Source organism: Desulfofundulus thermocisternus DSM 10259 (assembly GCF_000686645.1).
Taxonomy (GTDB): domain Bacteria; phylum Bacillota; class Desulfotomaculia; order Desulfotomaculales; family Desulfovirgulaceae; genus Desulfofundulus; species Desulfofundulus australicus.
This window is the reverse complement of the sequence record NZ_JMLG01000016.1, coordinates 17,909-34,173: the sequence shown is the minus strand read 5'-3', so window position 1 is coordinate 34,173 and position 16,265 is coordinate 17,909. Positions and strand designations below refer to the sequence as shown.

19 protein-coding genes, 1 tRNA gene, 1 other RNA gene and 1 other annotated feature are annotated in these 16,265 nt (G+C 55.5%); of the genes, 19 read left to right on the top strand and 2 right to left on the bottom strand.

Annotated elements, in window-relative coordinates:
• Positions 1–44 precede the first annotated feature (44 nt).
• From dmpI to BR83_RS0111025, 12 genes are all read left to right on the top strand, one after another.
• Complete coding sequence (gene dmpI, locus BR83_RS0111080) at positions 45–233, top strand: 4-oxalocrotonate tautomerase DmpI (protein WP_027357139.1); 189 nt, start codon at positions 45–47, stop codon at positions 231–233.
• A gap of 512 nt (positions 234–745) precedes the next feature.
• Positions 746–840, top strand: a tRNA-Ser gene (locus BR83_RS0111070).
• Between the two features lie 57 nt (positions 841–897).
• Positions 898–1,162: signal recognition particle sRNA large type (ffs, locus tag BR83_RS16755), an RNA gene on the top strand.
• A 176-nt stretch (positions 1,163–1,338) separates the two neighbouring features.
• Positions 1,339–3,030, top strand: coding sequence for a DNA polymerase III subunit gamma/tau (dnaX, locus tag BR83_RS0111065; protein ID WP_027357138.1), 1,692 nt, complete (start codon positions 1,339–1,341; stop codon positions 3,028–3,030).
• A gap of 49 nt (positions 3,031–3,079) precedes the next feature.
• Positions 3,080–3,394, top strand: a complete 315-nt coding sequence (locus BR83_RS0111060) for a YbaB/EbfC family nucleoid-associated protein (RefSeq protein ID WP_207545634.1) — start codon at positions 3,080–3,082, stop codon at positions 3,392–3,394.
• An 11-nt stretch (positions 3,395–3,405) separates the two neighbouring features.
• Positions 3,406–4,008 carry a recombination mediator RecR gene (gene recR / locus BR83_RS0111055; protein WP_027357136.1) on the top strand — a complete coding sequence of 201 codons (603 nt, stop codon included), beginning with the start codon at positions 3,406–3,408 and terminating at the stop codon, positions 4,006–4,008.
• Positions 4,009–4,081: 73 nt separating this feature from the next.
• The gene (locus tag BR83_RS0111050; RefSeq protein WP_027357135.1) at positions 4,082–4,345 is read left to right on the top strand and encodes a pro-sigmaK processing inhibitor BofA family protein; all 264 of its coding nucleotides are present in this window, start codon (positions 4,082–4,084) and stop codon (positions 4,343–4,345) included.
• Between the two features lie 241 nt (positions 4,346–4,586).
• The gene (locus BR83_RS0111045; protein ID WP_027357134.1) at positions 4,587–5,261 is read left to right on the top strand and encodes an ATP synthase; all 675 of its coding nucleotides are present in this window, start codon (positions 4,587–4,589) and stop codon (positions 5,259–5,261) included.
• Between the two features lie 86 nt (positions 5,262–5,347).
• Positions 5,348–6,436 carry a transketolase C-terminal domain-containing protein gene (locus tag BR83_RS0111040; protein ID WP_027357133.1) on the top strand — a complete coding sequence of 363 codons (1,089 nt, stop codon included), beginning with the start codon at positions 5,348–5,350 and terminating at the stop codon, positions 6,434–6,436.
• A 27-nt stretch (positions 6,437–6,463) separates the two neighbouring features.
• Positions 6,464–7,228 (top strand): thiamine pyrophosphate-dependent enzyme, encoded by a 765-nt coding sequence (locus BR83_RS0111035; RefSeq protein WP_027357132.1) that lies wholly within the window; start codon positions 6,464–6,466, stop codon positions 7,226–7,228.
• Complete coding sequence (locus BR83_RS0111030) at positions 7,221–7,787, top strand: 2-oxoacid:acceptor oxidoreductase family protein (RefSeq protein WP_027357131.1); 567 nt, start codon at positions 7,221–7,223, stop codon at positions 7,785–7,787. Before BR83_RS0111035 ends, BR83_RS0111030 begins: the two co-directional genes overlap by 8 nt.
• Before the next feature lie 17 nt (positions 7,788–7,804).
• Positions 7,805–8,065 (top strand): 4Fe-4S binding protein, encoded by a 261-nt coding sequence (locus tag BR83_RS0111025; protein WP_027357130.1) that lies wholly within the window; start codon positions 7,805–7,807, stop codon positions 8,063–8,065.
• 157 nt (positions 8,066–8,222) lie between these two features.
• Here the strand turns inward: BR83_RS0111025 and BR83_RS15765 are convergent, their stop codons facing one another.
• Complete coding sequence (locus tag BR83_RS15765; protein WP_034635234.1) at positions 8,223–8,447, bottom strand: hypothetical protein; 225 nt, start codon at positions 8,445–8,447, stop codon at positions 8,223–8,225.
• A gap of 159 nt (positions 8,448–8,606) precedes the next feature.
• On the opposite strand from BR83_RS15765, the gene BR83_RS0111015 reads away from it, so the two are divergent.
• Genes BR83_RS0111015 through rsmI form a run of 6 tightly spaced genes read left to right on the top strand, consistent with a single transcriptional unit; the run spans position 8,607 to position 13,693 of the window.
• Entirely contained in the window at positions 8,607–10,052 is a 1,446-nt protein-coding gene (locus BR83_RS0111015; protein WP_027357129.1) for an aminotransferase class I/II-fold pyridoxal phosphate-dependent enzyme, read from the top strand.
• Complete coding sequence (gene tmk, locus BR83_RS0111010; protein ID WP_027357128.1) at positions 10,049–10,657, top strand: dTMP kinase; 609 nt, start codon at positions 10,049–10,051, stop codon at positions 10,655–10,657. The genes BR83_RS0111015 and tmk overlap by 4 nt, the downstream gene beginning before the upstream one ends.
• A complete protein-coding gene (gene holB, locus BR83_RS0111005) occupies positions 10,658–11,647 on the top strand; it encodes a DNA polymerase III subunit delta' (RefSeq protein ID WP_027357127.1) in 990 nt (329 codons plus the stop codon).
• 45 nt (positions 11,648–11,692) lie between these two features.
• Complete coding sequence (locus BR83_RS0111000) at positions 11,693–12,619, top strand: PSP1 domain-containing protein (protein WP_027357126.1); 927 nt, start codon at positions 11,693–11,695, stop codon at positions 12,617–12,619.
• The gene (locus BR83_RS15760; protein WP_083543152.1) at positions 12,528–12,815 is read left to right on the top strand and encodes an initiation control protein YabA; all 288 of its coding nucleotides are present in this window, start codon (positions 12,528–12,530) and stop codon (positions 12,813–12,815) included. The genes BR83_RS0111000 and BR83_RS15760 overlap by 92 nt, the downstream gene beginning before the upstream one ends.
• On the top strand, positions 12,812–13,693 hold the full coding sequence (rsmI, locus tag BR83_RS0110990; protein ID WP_027357125.1) for a 16S rRNA (cytidine(1402)-2'-O)-methyltransferase: 882 nt from the start codon (positions 12,812–12,814) through the stop codon (positions 13,691–13,693). The genes BR83_RS15760 and rsmI overlap by 4 nt, the downstream gene beginning before the upstream one ends.
• An 82-nt stretch (positions 13,694–13,775) precedes the next feature.
• On the opposite strand, the gene BR83_RS0110985 is transcribed toward rsmI, so the two are convergent.
• Entirely contained in the window at positions 13,776–14,030 is a 255-nt protein-coding gene (locus BR83_RS0110985) for an AbrB/MazE/SpoVT family DNA-binding domain-containing protein (RefSeq protein ID WP_027357124.1), read from the bottom strand.
• Positions 14,031–14,207: 177 nt separating this feature from the next.
• Positions 14,208–14,500, top strand: a binding site (T-box leader).
• A gap of 182 nt (positions 14,501–14,682) precedes the next feature.
• Here BR83_RS0110985 and metG point away from each other — a divergent pair.
• The gene (metG, locus tag BR83_RS0110975; protein ID WP_027357123.1) at positions 14,683–16,236 is read left to right on the top strand and encodes a methionine--tRNA ligase; all 1,554 of its coding nucleotides are present in this window, start codon (positions 14,683–14,685) and stop codon (positions 16,234–16,236) included.
• Positions 16,237–16,265: the final 29 nt, after the last annotated feature.

Genomic DNA, 16,265 nt, shown 5'->3' with positions numbered 1-16,265 from the left:
AAAAAGGCGCTGCCGGTGAAAAGTCCTGTAAAGGGGGTGTCAGGATGCCCGTAATAATGGTTCACGGCCCGAAGATGAACAAGGAGCAGAAAGCGGAACTGGTTAAGTCTTTTACCGAGGCGGCCAGCAAAATCATGAATATCCCCACCCAGGCGTTTACAATTCTTATTCAGGAAACGGAACGTGAAAACGTGGGCGTGGGGGGAGTCCTGCTGGTAGACAGAGATAAATAGGGGTGCTTAAACTGATAACCCCGGGTATAATGCCCGGGTGGGGTAGAGTGTTAACAAACTCCCTATGGGCCCTGGTTTTAAAGGAGGAGCGACCTGGAGTGAGCGCTGCCGGGCCAGGCCACGGTGACGGGATGAGGCGGGGCCGCGGACCGGATGTCCGCGGAGGCCACCTGAACACAGGAGGTGTGAATGTGGCCGGTACCCGCCGAAGACCGGAGCCGGGGCCTTTCGGCCCGGCCAGCGATACGACCGGGAGCGACGACTAAAACCAGGGCACACCCTGGTGGCACTTTATCGGCAGTCTGATCCGGGCATAATGCCCGGGTTTTTTGCATCCCGATGGTGCTTGCCAAATGCCGCCTGCCTTTATAAAATATTTAAGGGGGAGAAAAGTAAATGCTTCCTTGTGGGCATTTACCGTATACCTCCCTCTTGAGTTTTTGAAGCAAGATGGTTATAATATTTCCTGGGAGAAACAATATACCGGTTATTGTAGGCCACGGCCATGGTGTGGAGAGATGGCTGAGTGGTTGAAGGCGCTCGCCTGGAGAGCGAGTAGACGGGTGCAAAGCCTGTCTCGTGGGTTCGAATCCCACTCTCTCCGCCATTGTAACATGCGGTCCAGGACTTGACCTGAGTGGCCTGCGACCGGTGGAGGCATTGGCCGTGCTAGACGGGGAGGTAGCGGTGCCCTGAACCCGCAAGCCGCTGTAGCGGGGTCGAATTCCTGCCCGCGGGTGTGACTTGTGGGGTCTGGCCCCTGTAAGGGGTGACGACGGTTGGGTCTTGCGCGACGGAGACTTCTGAACCGTGTCAGGTCCTGGCGGAAGCAGCACTAAGGAAGCACCTCCGGGTGCCGCAAGGGTGCCTGACCCGAGCTACCTGCAGGGGTAACGCCCGGAAGTCATCATTCAACGGCAGGTGCACGGCCAATAAAGTTTCGTTACGAACTGCTTTAAAGGCAGTTCTTTATTTTTTGTTGCCGGGAAATTTAAAGAGGAAATTACTCACCGGTGACGAATTTGTGCTAAGGCATCTGGAGTAAAGCAAATTATCCTGCAGTTTAAATAATGGTGCACCAACAAATCCGCGGAGTTGAGATGCCATGTCATACCAGGCCCTGTACCGCAGGTGGCGCCCCGGCCGCTTTGAGGAAGTTGTTGGGCAAAAACACGTCACCACAACGCTGCAAAATGCCCTGCTTTCCGGGAGAGTTGCCCATGCCTACCTCTTCTGCGGTCCCCGGGGTACGGGCAAAACAACCACGGCTAAAATCCTGGCCAGAGCATTGAATTGTCCTGCCCGCCAGGGTCCCGAACCCTGCAATGAGTGTGCGGTGTGCCGGGAGATCAGCGCGGGCATTTCCATGGACGTGGTGGAGATAGATGCTGCCTCCCACCGGGGGATAGACGAGATCCGGGACCTGCGGGAAAAAGTAAGATACTCACCTGTCCAATCCGGTTACCGGGTTTATATTATTGACGAAGTGCATATGCTCACCAGTGAAGCTTTTAATGCTCTCCTGAAAACTTTGGAAGAGCCACCTGCCCATGTGGTTTTTGTGCTGGCCACCACTGAACCGCATAAGGTTCCTCTGACCATTCTTTCCCGCTGCCAGCGCTTTGACTTCCGTCCCATTGCCCTTGAAGATATGCTGGCCCGCCTCCGGAAGGTGGCTGACGGGTCAGGTTTTCAGGTGGAAGAAGAAGCCTTATATCTGATTGCCCGGGCTGCCGGCGGCAGCCTGCGGGACGCCCTGGGCATCCTGGATCAGGCAGCAGCTTATGGTAATATGGTTGTTACGGCAGAAAATGTCCACCGGATCATGGGCACCGTCCGGGACGATCTGCTGGATGAGGCTGCCCGCGCGCTGGCAGCCGGCCGGGCGGACCGCCTGTTGCACCTGGTAGCGGAAGTGGCGGCGGAAGGAAAGGACCTGCGCCTTTTTGTCCAGGAGCTGGCAGCGTACCTGCGCCGTCTCATGCTGGTCCAGATTTCACCCCACCGGGAACTGGCGTTGCTACCCGGAGAAAAGGAACGCTTGCTTGAACGGAGCAATGAATTCAGCCGGGAACATTTGCTGTATATCCTCCAGTTGCTCACCCGGGTGGAACAGGAAATGAAGTGGGCCAGCCAGCCCCGTATCCTGCTGGAGGTGGCCCTGGTGGAAGCCACCCGCCCCGGCGGGGCTGATTCCCTGAGCGCTTTAGCCTTGAGGCTGGAACAGCTGGAATCCCGGCTGGAACAGCTGGAGGCTGGTGGGCTGCAGAACCCGGCAGGAAAAAAAGAAAAGAAGGAAAAGATCCAGCTCCGGGGGGAAATAATGGATAAAAACGCCGTGCGTTCACGGGCCGGTGAAAAGGATGCCGCGGTAGAAAGGGACAGGGTGCGGGAAGTAAAAGAAAATCCCCCGGGAAAACCTGCATCCGGAAACGACGGCGAGGGAGTTTCCCTGGACAGGGTCAGGCAGTGCTGGCCGCAATTCCTCGACCTGGTGCGCAGCAAAAGTGTTCCTGTATACAATTACCTTTCCCATGGCTGGCCGGAACAGCTCGAGGAAAACTGCCTGACTGTAGCCTTTGAACCCGACGACATGTTTAAGGAGTTGCTGGAGGCAACGGCAAACCGCCGGGTGCTGGAAGAGGTTCTGTCTGCTCTGTTCCCGGGGACCTGGCGGGTGAATATAGTGTACGGCAAGGCTTCACCGGAGAAGAAGCAGGTGCTGGAGGTAGAGGAACGGCTTGATGCGGCGGCAGCCATCCAGCTGTTCGGGGGAGAGGAAATAGACGAAAAGTAAGCAGGCCGGTTGAATTGCGAAAAATGTAATGTAAAGGAGAGAGCAAATTATGATGGGCAATATGAACAAAATGCTCAAGCAGGTTCAGAAGATGCAGGCGGAAATGATGCGCCTGCAGGAGGAGCTGGGCAACCGGACCGTGGAAGCCACGGCCGGGGGAGGGGTTGTCAGGGCCGTGGTAAATGGCAAGCAGGAGCTGGTGGCCCTGGAAATAAAGCCGGAAGCAGTGGACCCGGAAGATGTGGAGATGTTGACGGAACTGGTCCTGACAGCCGTTAACAGCGCGCTCAACCAGTCCCGGGAAATGGTGACCAGGGAGATGGGCAAGCTGACCGGTGGGTTAAACCTGCCCGGCCTCTTTTAGGGGTGAAAACGGTGAGGTACCTTTCCGGCCCCGTAAACCGTCTGATTGAAGAACTCGCCAGGCTTCCCGGTATCGGGCCCAAAACGGCCCAGCGCCTGGCCTTTTATCTTTTGAACGCCCCGCCGGAAGTAGCCCATAACCTGGCCAGGGCCCTGGTTTCTGCCCGTGACAGTGTGCGTTACTGTTCAATTTGTGCCAATCTCACTGACCGGGAAATCTGCCAGATTTGTTCCGACCCGGAACGGGATCCCACGCTGGTCTGTGTGGTTCAGGAACCGCGGGATGTGGTGGCCATGGAAAAAACCCGGGGTTACCGGGGTCTTTATCACGTTCTAAGGGGGGCTATTTCCCCCCTGGCGGGGGTGGGCCCGGAAGACCTTACCATCAAGCAGCTCCTGGCCCGCCTGAATAAGGGAGTGATCAGGGAGGTAATTCTGGCCACCAATCCGGATGTAGAGGGGGATGCCACCGCCCTTTACCTGGCCCGGCTGATTAAACCCCTGGGCTTAAAGGTAACGCGTATTGCCCACGGTTTGCCCGTGGGCGCCCACCTGGAATATGCCGATGAGATGACCCTGGCCATGGCCCTGGAGGGCCGCCGGGAAATAACATAAATAAGGCATATTTTACCACCCCGCTCCATATACATGCCGTGGGACAGGATTGCTGGCGGGAGGAGTGGGGATAATGGAATTAAAGCTGATATTTTTAATATGTCTGGGGCTTTTAGGGTTATTTCTAATGGGTGGTGTTTTGTACCGGTTTTTTAAATTAAGCTTGAAGCTGGTATTGTGTATTCTTGTGGGGGGAATTTTGTTGTTACTGTTCAATACCTTTTTGGGCCAGTTGGGTCTAAAAATCGCAATTAACCCGGTGACTCTCCTCACTGCTGGATTGCTTCAGGTACCCGGTGTGCTTCTGTTAATTTTATTGCATTACTTTTTTGTGTGATTTTTTGCTATGATATATAAAATTATGCAATTATTAACTTGTGTTGACGTAGAATCCATTTTGCAATATACTAAGTAAGGATTGGGAAATGGCAAATGTAATAAAAAAAACCTTAAATTGAACATAAGTTAGTCAGGGACAGTAACCCCCCGCTGTCCCGGTTTTCATTCTTGTGATCTTTATAGTCTTTTTAGAAAGTAAATATAAGTTTTTAAATTTTTGACTTCAATTTTTTACGGGGGTGAGGTGTATTTCCGGCCGGATAGTAGAAGCCTATATTGGAGAATATGCCAGCGGGAAGAGCGAAGTGGCGGTTAACCGGGCTTTATTGCTGGCTGCCCGCGGCCGGCGGGTTAACCTGGTTGATCTGGATATTGTAGAGCCATGTTATACTTTGCGGCCGCTTAAAAAAAAGCTGGCGGAAATGGGGATAAATGTCGTGGCCTGGGAAACCAGGGAGATGATGGGTTTGGGGGAAACCGGGAGCATTTTTTATCCTGCCAACCGCTGGGCCCTGAGGTTTCCCGGGGATGTAATTCTCGATATAGGTTATGGCGTAGAGGGAGCCAGAACCCTGAACCTGGTGGAAGGTGCAGCTACCGATCCTGATTTAAAAATTTTTGCGGTGGTAAATGTAGGCCGGCCCATGACCGGCTCGGTCCAGGAAATTGTGGAATATGTGCGGTCCCTGGGCAGAGTGGATGGGCTGATCAACAACAGCCACCTGGGGGATGAAACCACCGTGGAATTTGTTCAGGATGGAGCCAGGATGGTGGACGAAGCCGCCAGGCAACTGGGCGTTCCGGTGGTAGCCACTACTGTTCTGGAGGAACTGGCCCGGGTTATCGGCACCCGTGATGCGGCAGGTCACCCGGTCTGGCCCATTAAGCGATTCATGCCCCATGCCCTGTGGTAACTTTTATTTTATAAAGGCCAGAGGAATGTTCAGGAAAACCGCACTGGACATTTTCAGGATAAGATTTTCAGGAGGTGTAGGTCTTTATGCCTGACAAACCAATTGAGGGTGAAAAGCGGGTCTTTATGACCGGCAATGAGGTGGTAGCCTGGGCTGCGCTGGCAGCGGGTGCTGATATTATGTACGGCTATCCGATTACCCCTCAAAACGAAATCATGCACTACTGGACCCGCCTGGCACCCAGGTACGGCCGGGAGTTCCTGCAGACGGAAGATGAACTTTCCGCCGGCTTTACCACCTGCGGCGGGGTACTGGCGGGACGGAAGGCTTTCACGGCAACGGCAGGGCCGGGTAACACCCTGATGCAGGAACCCATGTCCATGGCTGAAGCCATGCGCCTGCCTACCGTAGTGGTAATCCAGCAACGGGGTGGTCCTTCCACAGCCACCGTAATTTACTCCCAGCAAGAAGTAACCATGACCACGCTGGGAGGTAACGGCGAGGGCCTGCGCATTGTTTACTCCACGGCCAATCACCAGGAGCTTTTTGATTATACCATCAAAGCCTTTAACACAGCCTGGAAATATCGTTTCCCCACTTTTGTCCTGGGTGACGGCTACCAGGCAAAAATGAGGGAGTCCCTCACCATTTACGACCCCGCCATTAGAGGTATTGAACTGGTTCAGGCGGAGCCATTTTTAGGCAAACCCGGTGTTCCCGGAGTGGACAGGCCTCCCACGCAACTGCGCAATACCTACAACGTGGAAGAAGAATTATACGAGGTGCTGGAAGGATACTTCAAGGACTATGAAAAAATTGCCCCCGAAGTAGCCGAGCATGAAGCCTTTGGTCTGGAGGATGCCGAGCTGGTGGTAGTATCCCACGGTGTGGTATCCCGGGCCTGTAAGGCTGCTGTAAAAGAGCTGCGGGAAGAAGGTGTCAGGGTTGGCTATTTCCGCCCCATCACCCTGCGGCCCCTTCCGGTGAAAGCCCTGCGGGAAACTGCGGAAAAGGTCGGGAAATTCCTGGTAGTGGAATCGGCCCAGGGACAGCTGGCCCGGCTTCTGAAGGAAGCGGCCTTTGGATGCCCCGTGGAAATGCTGGAGCTTTTCAAGCCCGGTGTGGGTATCACTGCTGAAGATGTGGTCAGCCGCGTGAAGGAGATTACCGGTTAAAGGAATTGAGAAAGGAGGCTTTTTTGGATGTCTGTACAACCTGCCATGCCCAAGAGCTGGCGTGTAGATACCAAACCCCATAAATTTTGCCCCGGCTGCGGCCACGGCCTGGTATTGAAGGCGCTGGGACAGGCCATTGATGAACTGGGCATACAGGATCGTGCGGTTTTTGGCTGTGATATCGGTTGTTCCCTGCTGGCCTGGGATTTCTTTAACGTGGATACCATCCAGACCCACCACGGCCGGACCACACCTGTTATAACCGGTTTAAAGCGGGCCAATCCCAACCTTATCGGAATTGCCTATATGGGCGATGGGGGCGGCTATGCCATCGGTTCGCAGCACCTGGTAAACGCTGCGGCCCGGAATGAAAAGATTACGGTAATCCTGGTCAACAATACCCAGTACGGTATGACGGGAGGCCAGATGGCGCCGACGACGCTGCCCGGGCAGAAAACAGAAACTTCACCCTATGGCCGGGATCCGGAAAAAACCGGCTATCCCACCCAGGGTCCGGAGATGGTCGCCGCCATTACCCGCGAAGGGGCATATGTGGCCCGGGGTACGGTGGCCAACCTGCGGCAGCTGAAAAATTACCTGAAGAAGGCCCTGGAGAACCAGATGGCCGGTAATGGTTTTTCCTTTGTAGAGGTCCTCTCCGCCTGTCCGACGAACTGGCGCACCAACGCCGAAGAAACCTGGAAGATGGTGGAAGAAGAGATGCCCAAGTACTTCAAAGTGGGAGAAATTAAAGTACCCGGCGGCCAGAAGGAGGGCGAAGCGAATGGCTAAAGCGGTGAAGATCCTTCTGGCCGGGGAAGGCGGCCAGGGGGTACAATCGGTGGCGGAGATCATCGCCGAGGCGGCCAATGAGGAAGGCCGCGAGGCCCTGTACATTCCCAACTTTGGCGTGGAGCAGCGCGGGGGCGTTTCCATTGCCTACCTGCAGATCGGTGATGAACCCATTGGGGCGCCCAAATTTCAAACCGGGGACATTGTAATTGCTTTGAGCGACCGGGCGGTCCACCGGACCCGGCAGTATGTGGGGCCGCAAACCCTGTTTGTATATGATTCCAGCATTGAGGGCATCGAGGATGCCCTGCCCACCCAGGCTAAAAAAATCCTGCCCATTCCCGCCATTGAGGTTTCCAAAAAGGAACTGCACCCCCGGGTATTCAACATTGTCATTATGGGTGCGGTAATCAAGGCTACAGGGGTTATCTCCGTGGAAGATGCCCGGAATGCCATTGAGAAAAAACTGGGATATAAATTTGAAAAGAACCCGAAGTTGCGGGAATTGAATTTCCGGGCCCTGGAACGGGGTATGGAGCTTGTGGCTCAACTTATTTAGGAAGGGGGCGTGAGTAAATGACACAGCACTTTAAAGCCCGGACCATAGAAGTTGCCAAAGGCTTCTGGACAATTTTCCCCGGCCTTTGCAAGGGCTGCGGGTTATGTATGCAAAAATGCCCCAAAAAATGCCTCTCCTGGTCAGATGTCCTGGGGGTATACGGCACTCCTTCGGTGGAACCCAATGACGAGTGCATTGCCTGCGGCATCTGTCAGATAGTTTGCCCTGATTGTGCCATTAGCGTCAGCAAAAAGAAAGAAGAGAAAAAAGCCGGCTGATAATCAAGGGCCCTTTCCCCGCGGGGAAAGGGCCTTTATCTTAACAGCACCGCCATACGGCGGGGCTGGTTGCAAAATTATTACGATGCCCGGGCATCATAAATTTAAAAAGAAATGATAGCTACTATAAGACTATGAAGCAATGCAGGCAATGGTTCTAGAGATAAAGCAGGTGGCTTAAATCCTTTCTCCGGGCCAGGCGCAGGCGCCGGTGGGCCATTTCAATATCGCTGCGGATTCTGTTCAGGGTGGCGGGATCAATACCGGTGGTGCTGGCGATTTCCATGTCCGAAAGGCCCTTTTTCCAGGCCCGGATCAGGCGGGAGACGTTGGTCCTGTACTTACGGGAAAGGCTTTTTACATCAATTTCTTCACCTCTCATCTGGAAGCCTCTCCTTTCTTTTTTCTTTAAAGTTATTTTGACCGCCACCTTACCCGGATATAAGATTAAAGTAATGGCAATGCTTTATGACGCAGGGCAGCTATGTTAAAATAAAGCTGCCAAACCAAAAATTTGACTTATTAACAGGTGAAAACTTTTATGAACCAGCAGGATGCACCCCTGTTGGCAGCCCTTTATGCCCATTGTGCCCGGAATTATGCTCACCTGCACGTGCCCGCGCACCGCCAGGGCCAGGCCATTTTCCCCGAATGGCAGGGAAATAAGGAGATCCTTCAGCTGGATCTCACCGAGTTGCCCGGCCTGGATGATCTGCACCGGCCAGGTGGTGTAATTGCCCGGGCCCAGGCCCTGGCGGCAGAACTTTTCGGTGCCGGGCAGACTTTTTTCCTGATTAACGGCAGCACGGTGGGCATAATGGCGCTGTTGCTGGCCCTGTGCAGCCCCGGGGAGGAGATTCTGCTTCCCCGCAACGCCCACAGGTCCGTGCTGGGAGGGCTGATATTTTCCGGGGCCAGGCCTGTTTTTCTTGAACCTGTAATCCTGGACGAGTTTGGTATAGCTGCCGGGCCTGCTCCCGCAAGTGTTGCCAGGGCCCTGCGTGAACACCCGCAGGCCAGGGGGCTCCTGGTGATCCATCCCACATATTATGGAATTACGGCTGACCTGCCCCGGCTGGTGGAACTGGGCCACGGGCTGGACAGGCCTGTGGTAACTGACGAAGCTCACGGGGTACATTTTCATTTTCACGAGGAATTCCCGCCGGCAGCACTGCTCTGCGGTGTGGATGCCACCGTGCAGAGCATGCATAAAATGGGCGGTTCCCTAACGCAGTCTTCATTCCTGCATCTTAAAGGGAAGAGGATAGATGCCTGGAAAACAGCCCGGGCCTTGAGTCTCCTGCAGAGCAGCAGCCCTTCGTATCTCCTCCTGGCTTCCCTGGACGGAGCCCGCCGGCAGCTGGCCGTGCGGGGCAGGGATATGCTGGAAAGGGCGCTGGACCTGGCCCGGGAAACCAGGCGGGCCCTCTCCCGTTTACCGGGCATAACCGTGCTGGGGGAAGAACACCTGGGCCGTCCGGGGGCCTCCCGCCTGGATCCCACCCGGCTGGTAATTTGTGTGCGGGACCTGGGCCTGACGGGTTTGCAGGCAGCCTGCATTCTGGCCCGGGATTACCGGGTGCAGGTGGAAATGGCCGATTATTATAACCTGGTAGTTGTTATCGGCATAGGCACCACTCCCCGGGACTGCCGCCTTCTTGTCCGCGGCCTGCAGGAAATTGCCTGCCGGGAGCGGGGAAGGCGGGCCCCGGAAATTTATCCGGAGCGGCCGCCGCTTCCCCGGGTCCGGCTTACGCCCCGGGAGGCCTGGCTGGCTTCCAGCCGCTCTTTGCCCCTCAAAGAGTGTGCCGGTCACATTTGTGCCGAACTGGTAAGCGTTTCGCCGCCGGGCATACCGCTGCTTTACCCCGGGGAGGAGATTGGTCCGGAAATGGTGGACTATTTGCAATGGGTGAGAAAACTATCGTTTCCTGTGCATGGCCCTGAAGATCCCGGGCTGGCCAGGTTGCGGGTGGTGGTTTGTTGAAGGGCTTTTTCATCGTTTTTGAAGGTATTGATGGTGCCGGGAAGACAACCCAGGCCCGGCTGCTGGCGGAAGCCCTGATCCGGCGGGGTTACCCGGTGGTACTTACCCGGGAACCCGGGGGTACCCCGCTGGGGGAGAAAATGCGCAACCTTTTACTCGACCCGGCACTGTCTGGCTTGAGCCCCCTGGCCGAAGCCCTGTTTTACGCCGGTGCCCGGGCCGAGCTGGTGGCCAGCATCATCCGGCCTGCTCTGGCCCGGGGCCGGGTGGTAATCAGCGATCGTTATGTGGATTCCAGCCTGGCCTACCAGGGCTACGGGCGCCATCTTGATTTAAGCGAGCTGAAAAAAATTAACGCTCTGGCCACGGGAGGGTTGACGGCGGACCTGACGGTGCTGCTTGACATGCCGCCGGCCGCGGCCCTGGCCCGGCTGGCGGGCAGGGACCGCATAGAAAGGGAAGAACCGGGTTTTTTCGACCGGGTACGCCGGGGCTACCTGCAGCTTGTCCGGCAGGAGCCCGGGCGCTACCTGGTGCTGGACGGGTGCCTGGACTGCAGCGAACTCCACCGGCGGATCTTGAAGGCGGTAGAGGAGAGAATTTAAATGAAACTGGCGGACCTGACAGGACATGAAGAGATAATTCGGGCCCTGCGCCGGGCAGTGGAGCAAAACCGGGCCAGCCATGCCTATTTATTTGCCGGACCGGAAGGTGTGGGTAAAACCACCACGGCCCTGGCTTTTGGGGCTGCCCTGCTGTGCCGGAACCCCGAACAGGGGGATGCCTGCGGCCGGTGCCGGGATTGCCGGCAGGTGGCCGCCCGGAACCACCCCGACCTGCACCGGCTTGTCCCCGAGGGGGCGTCCATCAAGATTGGACAGGTACGGGAAGTATTGCGCCTTATTACCCTTTCTCCTTTCCAGGGGCAGCGGCAGGTATTTGTGGTGGAACAGTCGGATCTGATGACCCAGGAAGCGGCCAACTGCCTTTTAAAGACCCTGGAAGAGCCGCCCGCCGGTACGGTGCTCATTTTAATTTCCGACCGTCCGCATGCTTTGCTGCCCACAATTATTTCCCGCTGCCAGGTTCTTACTTTCCAGCCGCTGCTTCCCGAACAGGTGTCCGTGATCCTGAAGAGAGTAACGGATGCTCCCGATGAAGAAGTGGAACTGCTCTCCCGGCTCTCCGGGGGCTGTCCCGGCCGGGCCGTACGGCTGGCCGGTACGGAAGGCGGTTATTTTGGCCTGCGGCAGAAAATGCTGGATCTGGCGGCAGGTTTAAACCGGGCGTCCCTGGCGGAGGCTTTACAGCTGGCAGCTGCTGTGGCCGGGGATAAGGAAGACGCTTTGACCTGCCTGGAACTTTTCCTGTTATGGTACCGGGATTTGCTGGTCTGTAAGGAAACCGGGACGCCGGAACTGCTTTTCAACCGGGACCTTTTTCCTCTGATCGACAGGGAAGCCCGCATTTATAGCCGCGGCCGCCTGTTGAGGATAATTAAAGAAATTGAAAAGACCAGGGATTCTCTTCTGGCAAATGTTAATACCAGGCTGGCAATGGAAATGCTATTTATGCGCCTGGCTGGCGCCGGTTAATGAACGGCGGTGCCTGGTTGTGCAGGCTGGAATGGAGGGAAAGACATGCCCTACCGGGTTGTAGGGGTTAGATTTAAAAGAGCGGGCAAAATCTACTATTTTGACCCGGGTGAACACCAGCTCAAGCCCGGCGATACGGTTATCGTGGAGACAGCCCGGGGTATAGAAAACGGGCAGGTGGTAATCGGCCCTACCATTGTACCGGATGAAGAGGTGGTCACCCCTTTAAAAAAAGTGATCCGCCGGGCTACGGATGAAGATCTGGAAAAAATAGCCGCAAACAAACAGAAGGAAAAAAAGGCTTTCCATATTTGCCTGGAGAAGATTGCCGCTCACGGCCTGCCCATGAAACTTGTTGATGTGGAACAGACCTTTGATGGGAACAAGATTATTTTCTATTTCACCGCTGAGGGGCGGGTTGACTTCCGGGAACTGGTGAGGGATCTGGCTGCGGTTTTCCGTACCCGCATTGAGCTGCGGCAAATCGGGGTCCGGGATGAGGCCAAAATGATGGGGGGCCTGGGCTGCTGTGGCCGGGAGTTATGCTGCAGTACCTGGTTATGCGATTTTGCCTCCGTTTCCATACGTATGGCCAAGGAGCAGAACCTTTCCCTGAACCCCACCAAGATTTCCGGTATCTGTGGCCGGTTGATGTGCTGTTTAAAATATGAAAATGAAATTTATGAAGAGGCCCGGAATGAACATCCCGAAATTGGTGCCCGGGTGCTGACGCCCCAGGGAGAGGGCCGGGTTACGGCGGTAAATATTTTTCGTAAAACCGTAATGGTGGAATTAAAGGAAACCAGGCTCAACAGGGAGTATTCTTTTAACGAGGTAATCACCAGGACGAGGGGTGACCAGTGTGCAGGCTCTGACCGCAATGATCAAGGAAATGGAAGCCAGGATCCAGACGCTGGGGAACGATATGCAGAAGCTGAAAAAGCAGATCCGCCTGCTGATGGAGGAAAATGATAAATTGCGGGAGGAGTTGGCCAGGGCCTACGGGCAGGCAAGCGAGAACATTCCTGCCCGGGAAGGGCTGAAAAACCTGTGGGACCTCTACCAGCAGGGTTTCCATATTTGCAACGTTCACTTTGGCCGCATCCGGACTACGGAATGCCTGTTTTGTGAGGCGTTTTGGGACAGGGAGCGGGAGGGGGGAAGGTGAGCCAGCAGGGAACTCTCTTTCTCTGCGCCACCCCCATCGGCAACCTGGAGGATATTACCCTGCGTGTCCTGCGGGTGCTCCGGGAAGTGGATCTGATTGCCGCGGAGGATACCCGCCGGACCAGGAAGCTCCTGGCCCATTACGATATCCACACCCCGGTGGTCAGCTACCGCGAACATAACCACAGGCAAATGGCCCGTCACCTTTTAAACCTGCTGGCCGGGGGGCAAAAAATTGCCCTGGTTTCCGATGCCGGTATGCCGGGTATTTCCGATCCCGGGGAAGAACTGGTTGCCCTGGTGGTGAGCCAGGGCATTCCGGTGGTACCCCTGCCCGGTCCCAATGCAGCCCTTGCCGCCCTGGTAGCATCCGGTTTGCCTGCTTCATCCTTTTGTTTTGAGGGCTTTCTTCCGGCGGCTGCCGGTGCCCGCCGCCGTAAGCTCCAGGAATTAAAGGGAGAAAAGCGAACCATAATTTTTTACGAAGCTCCCCACCGCCTGGTGGAAAGCCTGTCCGATATGGCGGAAATTTTCGGGGAGAGAAAAATAGCTGTGGCCCGTGAACTGACCAAGAAATTTGAGGAAATATGGCGGGGAACACTGCCCCGGGCGGTGGAATATTTTCGCCTTAACTCTCCCCGGGGCGAGTTTACCCTGGTGGTAGCCGGCGCCGGGGAGGGAAAAACAGCAGGTGCAGAAGACGAGCCCTGGCGGCAGCTTACCCCGGTGGAACATGTTTACCTTCTCCAGTCCCGGGGGATGGATAAGAAGGAAGCTATCCGGGAAGTGGCCCGGCTGCGGGGAATGCCCAGGCGGGAAGTTTACAATCTGGTGGTCCGGAACGCTGGAGAGAATTTAAAAGGGCCGGTGGGTGAATAAAATTCCTCCCGGCCCTCCGCCATGGTCCTTCACAGGTAATATAAGGAATAAAGTATTTATAATTCCTTACATGTTACGTATTCTACATGGCCTTGGCGTTTTCAAACATCTCCATGGCGCAGTTCCGGCACACGAGCTTACCGCGGTAGAGCTGCACGTCCGATGCGTTGCCGCAGAAAACGCAGCCCGGTTCATATTTTTTGAGGATGATTTTTTCGTTATCTACGTAGATTTCCAGGGCGTCCTTTTCATCAATACCCAGCGTCCGCCGCAGCTCAATAGGTATGACCACCCTTCCCAGCTCGTCCACCTTTCTGACAACACCTGTCGATTTCAAAGACTTTCCCTCCCCTTATATATTGCATTAATCGACAAGAAATTATTTTATTATACAAGTAAATGGTACCAAGATACCCAGTTAAAGTCAATAGTTTTTGGTTTTTTTTGTATAAATTTTTTATCTCCAGGGAAAACTTGACAAGTAAGGTCTATTTCAATACAATCAAGTTGTCGGGAAAAGGTGATGAAGGGGAAGAGTAAAGCTGCCAGTACCCGTACAGAGAGCGGGGGTAAGGTGAAAGCCCTGCCGGGGAAGACAGTTTGAACATGGCCCTGGAGCTGCCCGCTGAACGCCCTGAAGGGTTGGGAAAGGGGTCAGTAGGTGGGGCCGGGTTCAGGCACCCGTTATCCATGCTTGCAGTATCGCGGCAAGGGTTTTTGTGCCTTTGCAGCCGTACTGGCCGAGGCCCCGGACCGTGAGGCCGGGGTAAATCTGGGTGGTACCACGGAAAGACCTCCGTCCCGGTGAAGAGGACGGAGTTTTTTTATAGCGGGGGCGGGCAATGGTGCCCTGATTCCCGCCAGCGCTCCGGGCCGGGCGAAATATTGCCGTTTGCACGGGCGCGCTCCGTTTGCCTCACAGGCCGGACCGGCGCTTGTTTCAGCCTGCAATAAAATTTGAATATCCGGCATACAGGAGGGATCTGTTTTTGCGGAAGACGTTTTATATCACCACACCCATTTATTATCCCAGCGACAACCTGCATATCGGCCATGCCTATACCACCGTGGCCGCCGATACCATGGCCCGGTTCAAGCGCCTTACCGGTTATGACGTCTGGTTTTTAACCGGTTCAGACGAACACGGCCAGAAAATTGAACGTACTGCCCGGGCCAGAGGAATGTCTCCTCAGGAATATGTGGACGGGATTGTGGCCGGTTTTAAGCATTTATGGAAACAGCTGGATATAAGTTATAACGATTTTATCCGTACCACCGAGGAAAGGCACAAGCGGGTGGTTCAGGCCGTTTTTCAGAAGCTTTACGACCAGGGTGACATATACAAGGCCACTTATGAGGGCTGGTACTGCACGCCCTGCGAAACATTCTGGACGGAAAGCCGGCTGGAGGAGGGCAACTGCCCGGACTGCGGCCGCCCGGTGGAACTGGTACAGGAGGAAAGTTATTTCTTCCGCCTCTCCCGTTATGCCGACCGGCTGCTGCAGTATATCGAGGAAAATCCCCATTTCATCCAGCCCGTTTCCCGGCGCAACGAAATGATCAGCTTTATCAAAAGCGGCCTGGAAGATTTATGTGTTTCCCGCACCACCTTCGATTGGGGTATTCCGGTACCCTTCGATCCCAAACACGTGATCTATGTCTGGGTGGATGCCCTTACCAATTATATTTCGGCGCTCGGCTACGGCAGCGAGGATGACAGCCTGTTCCGCAAATTCTGGCCGGCCGATGTCCACCTGGTGGGGAAGGATATCGTCCGTTTCCACAGTATCATCTGGCCCATCATCCTCATGGCCGCGGGCATTGAGCTGCCCCGGCAGGTGGTGGGCCACGGCTGGCTCCTGCTGGAGAGCGGGAAGATGAGCAAATCCAAGGGTAACGTGGTGGATCCCCTGATTTTAATTGATAAATACGGGTCAGATGCCATTCGCTACTACCTGCTCCGGGAAATGCCCTTCGGTGCCGATGCTTACTATTCCGAGGAGGCGCTGGTCCAGCGCATTAATACAGATCTGGCCAATGATCTGGGCAACCTGGTCAGCCGGACCCTGGGGATGATTGAAAAGTACTCCCGGGGGGTTCTGCCGCAACCCGGCCCGGCAGAAGAAGTGGACAGGGATCTGGTTGAGGTAGCTGAACAGACACCGGCAGCAGTGGAAGAGTTGATCGACCGCCGGGAGCTATCCAGCGCCCTGGGCGCTATCTGGAAGCTGGTCAACAGGGCCAATAAGTACGTCGATGAGACGGAGCCCTGGGTTTTAAACCGGGATCCCGCCCGCCGGGAGCGTTTGCATACCGTGCTCTACAACCTGGCGGAAAGCGTGCGCTTTATCGGCGTGCTGGTCACTGCCTTTATGCCCCGTACACCCGGCCGGATCTGGTCCCAGCTGGGCATTGCCGACCGGCCGGAGCTCCATACCTGGGAATCCCTGAGCTGGGGTCGCCTGCCGGCGGGGATCAGGGTGAAGCGGGGGGAAGCCCTCTTCCCGCGCATTGACCTGAAGACCCTGGAAAAGGATAATTAGGCAACCATGTATAAAACGACAGGCAGTAA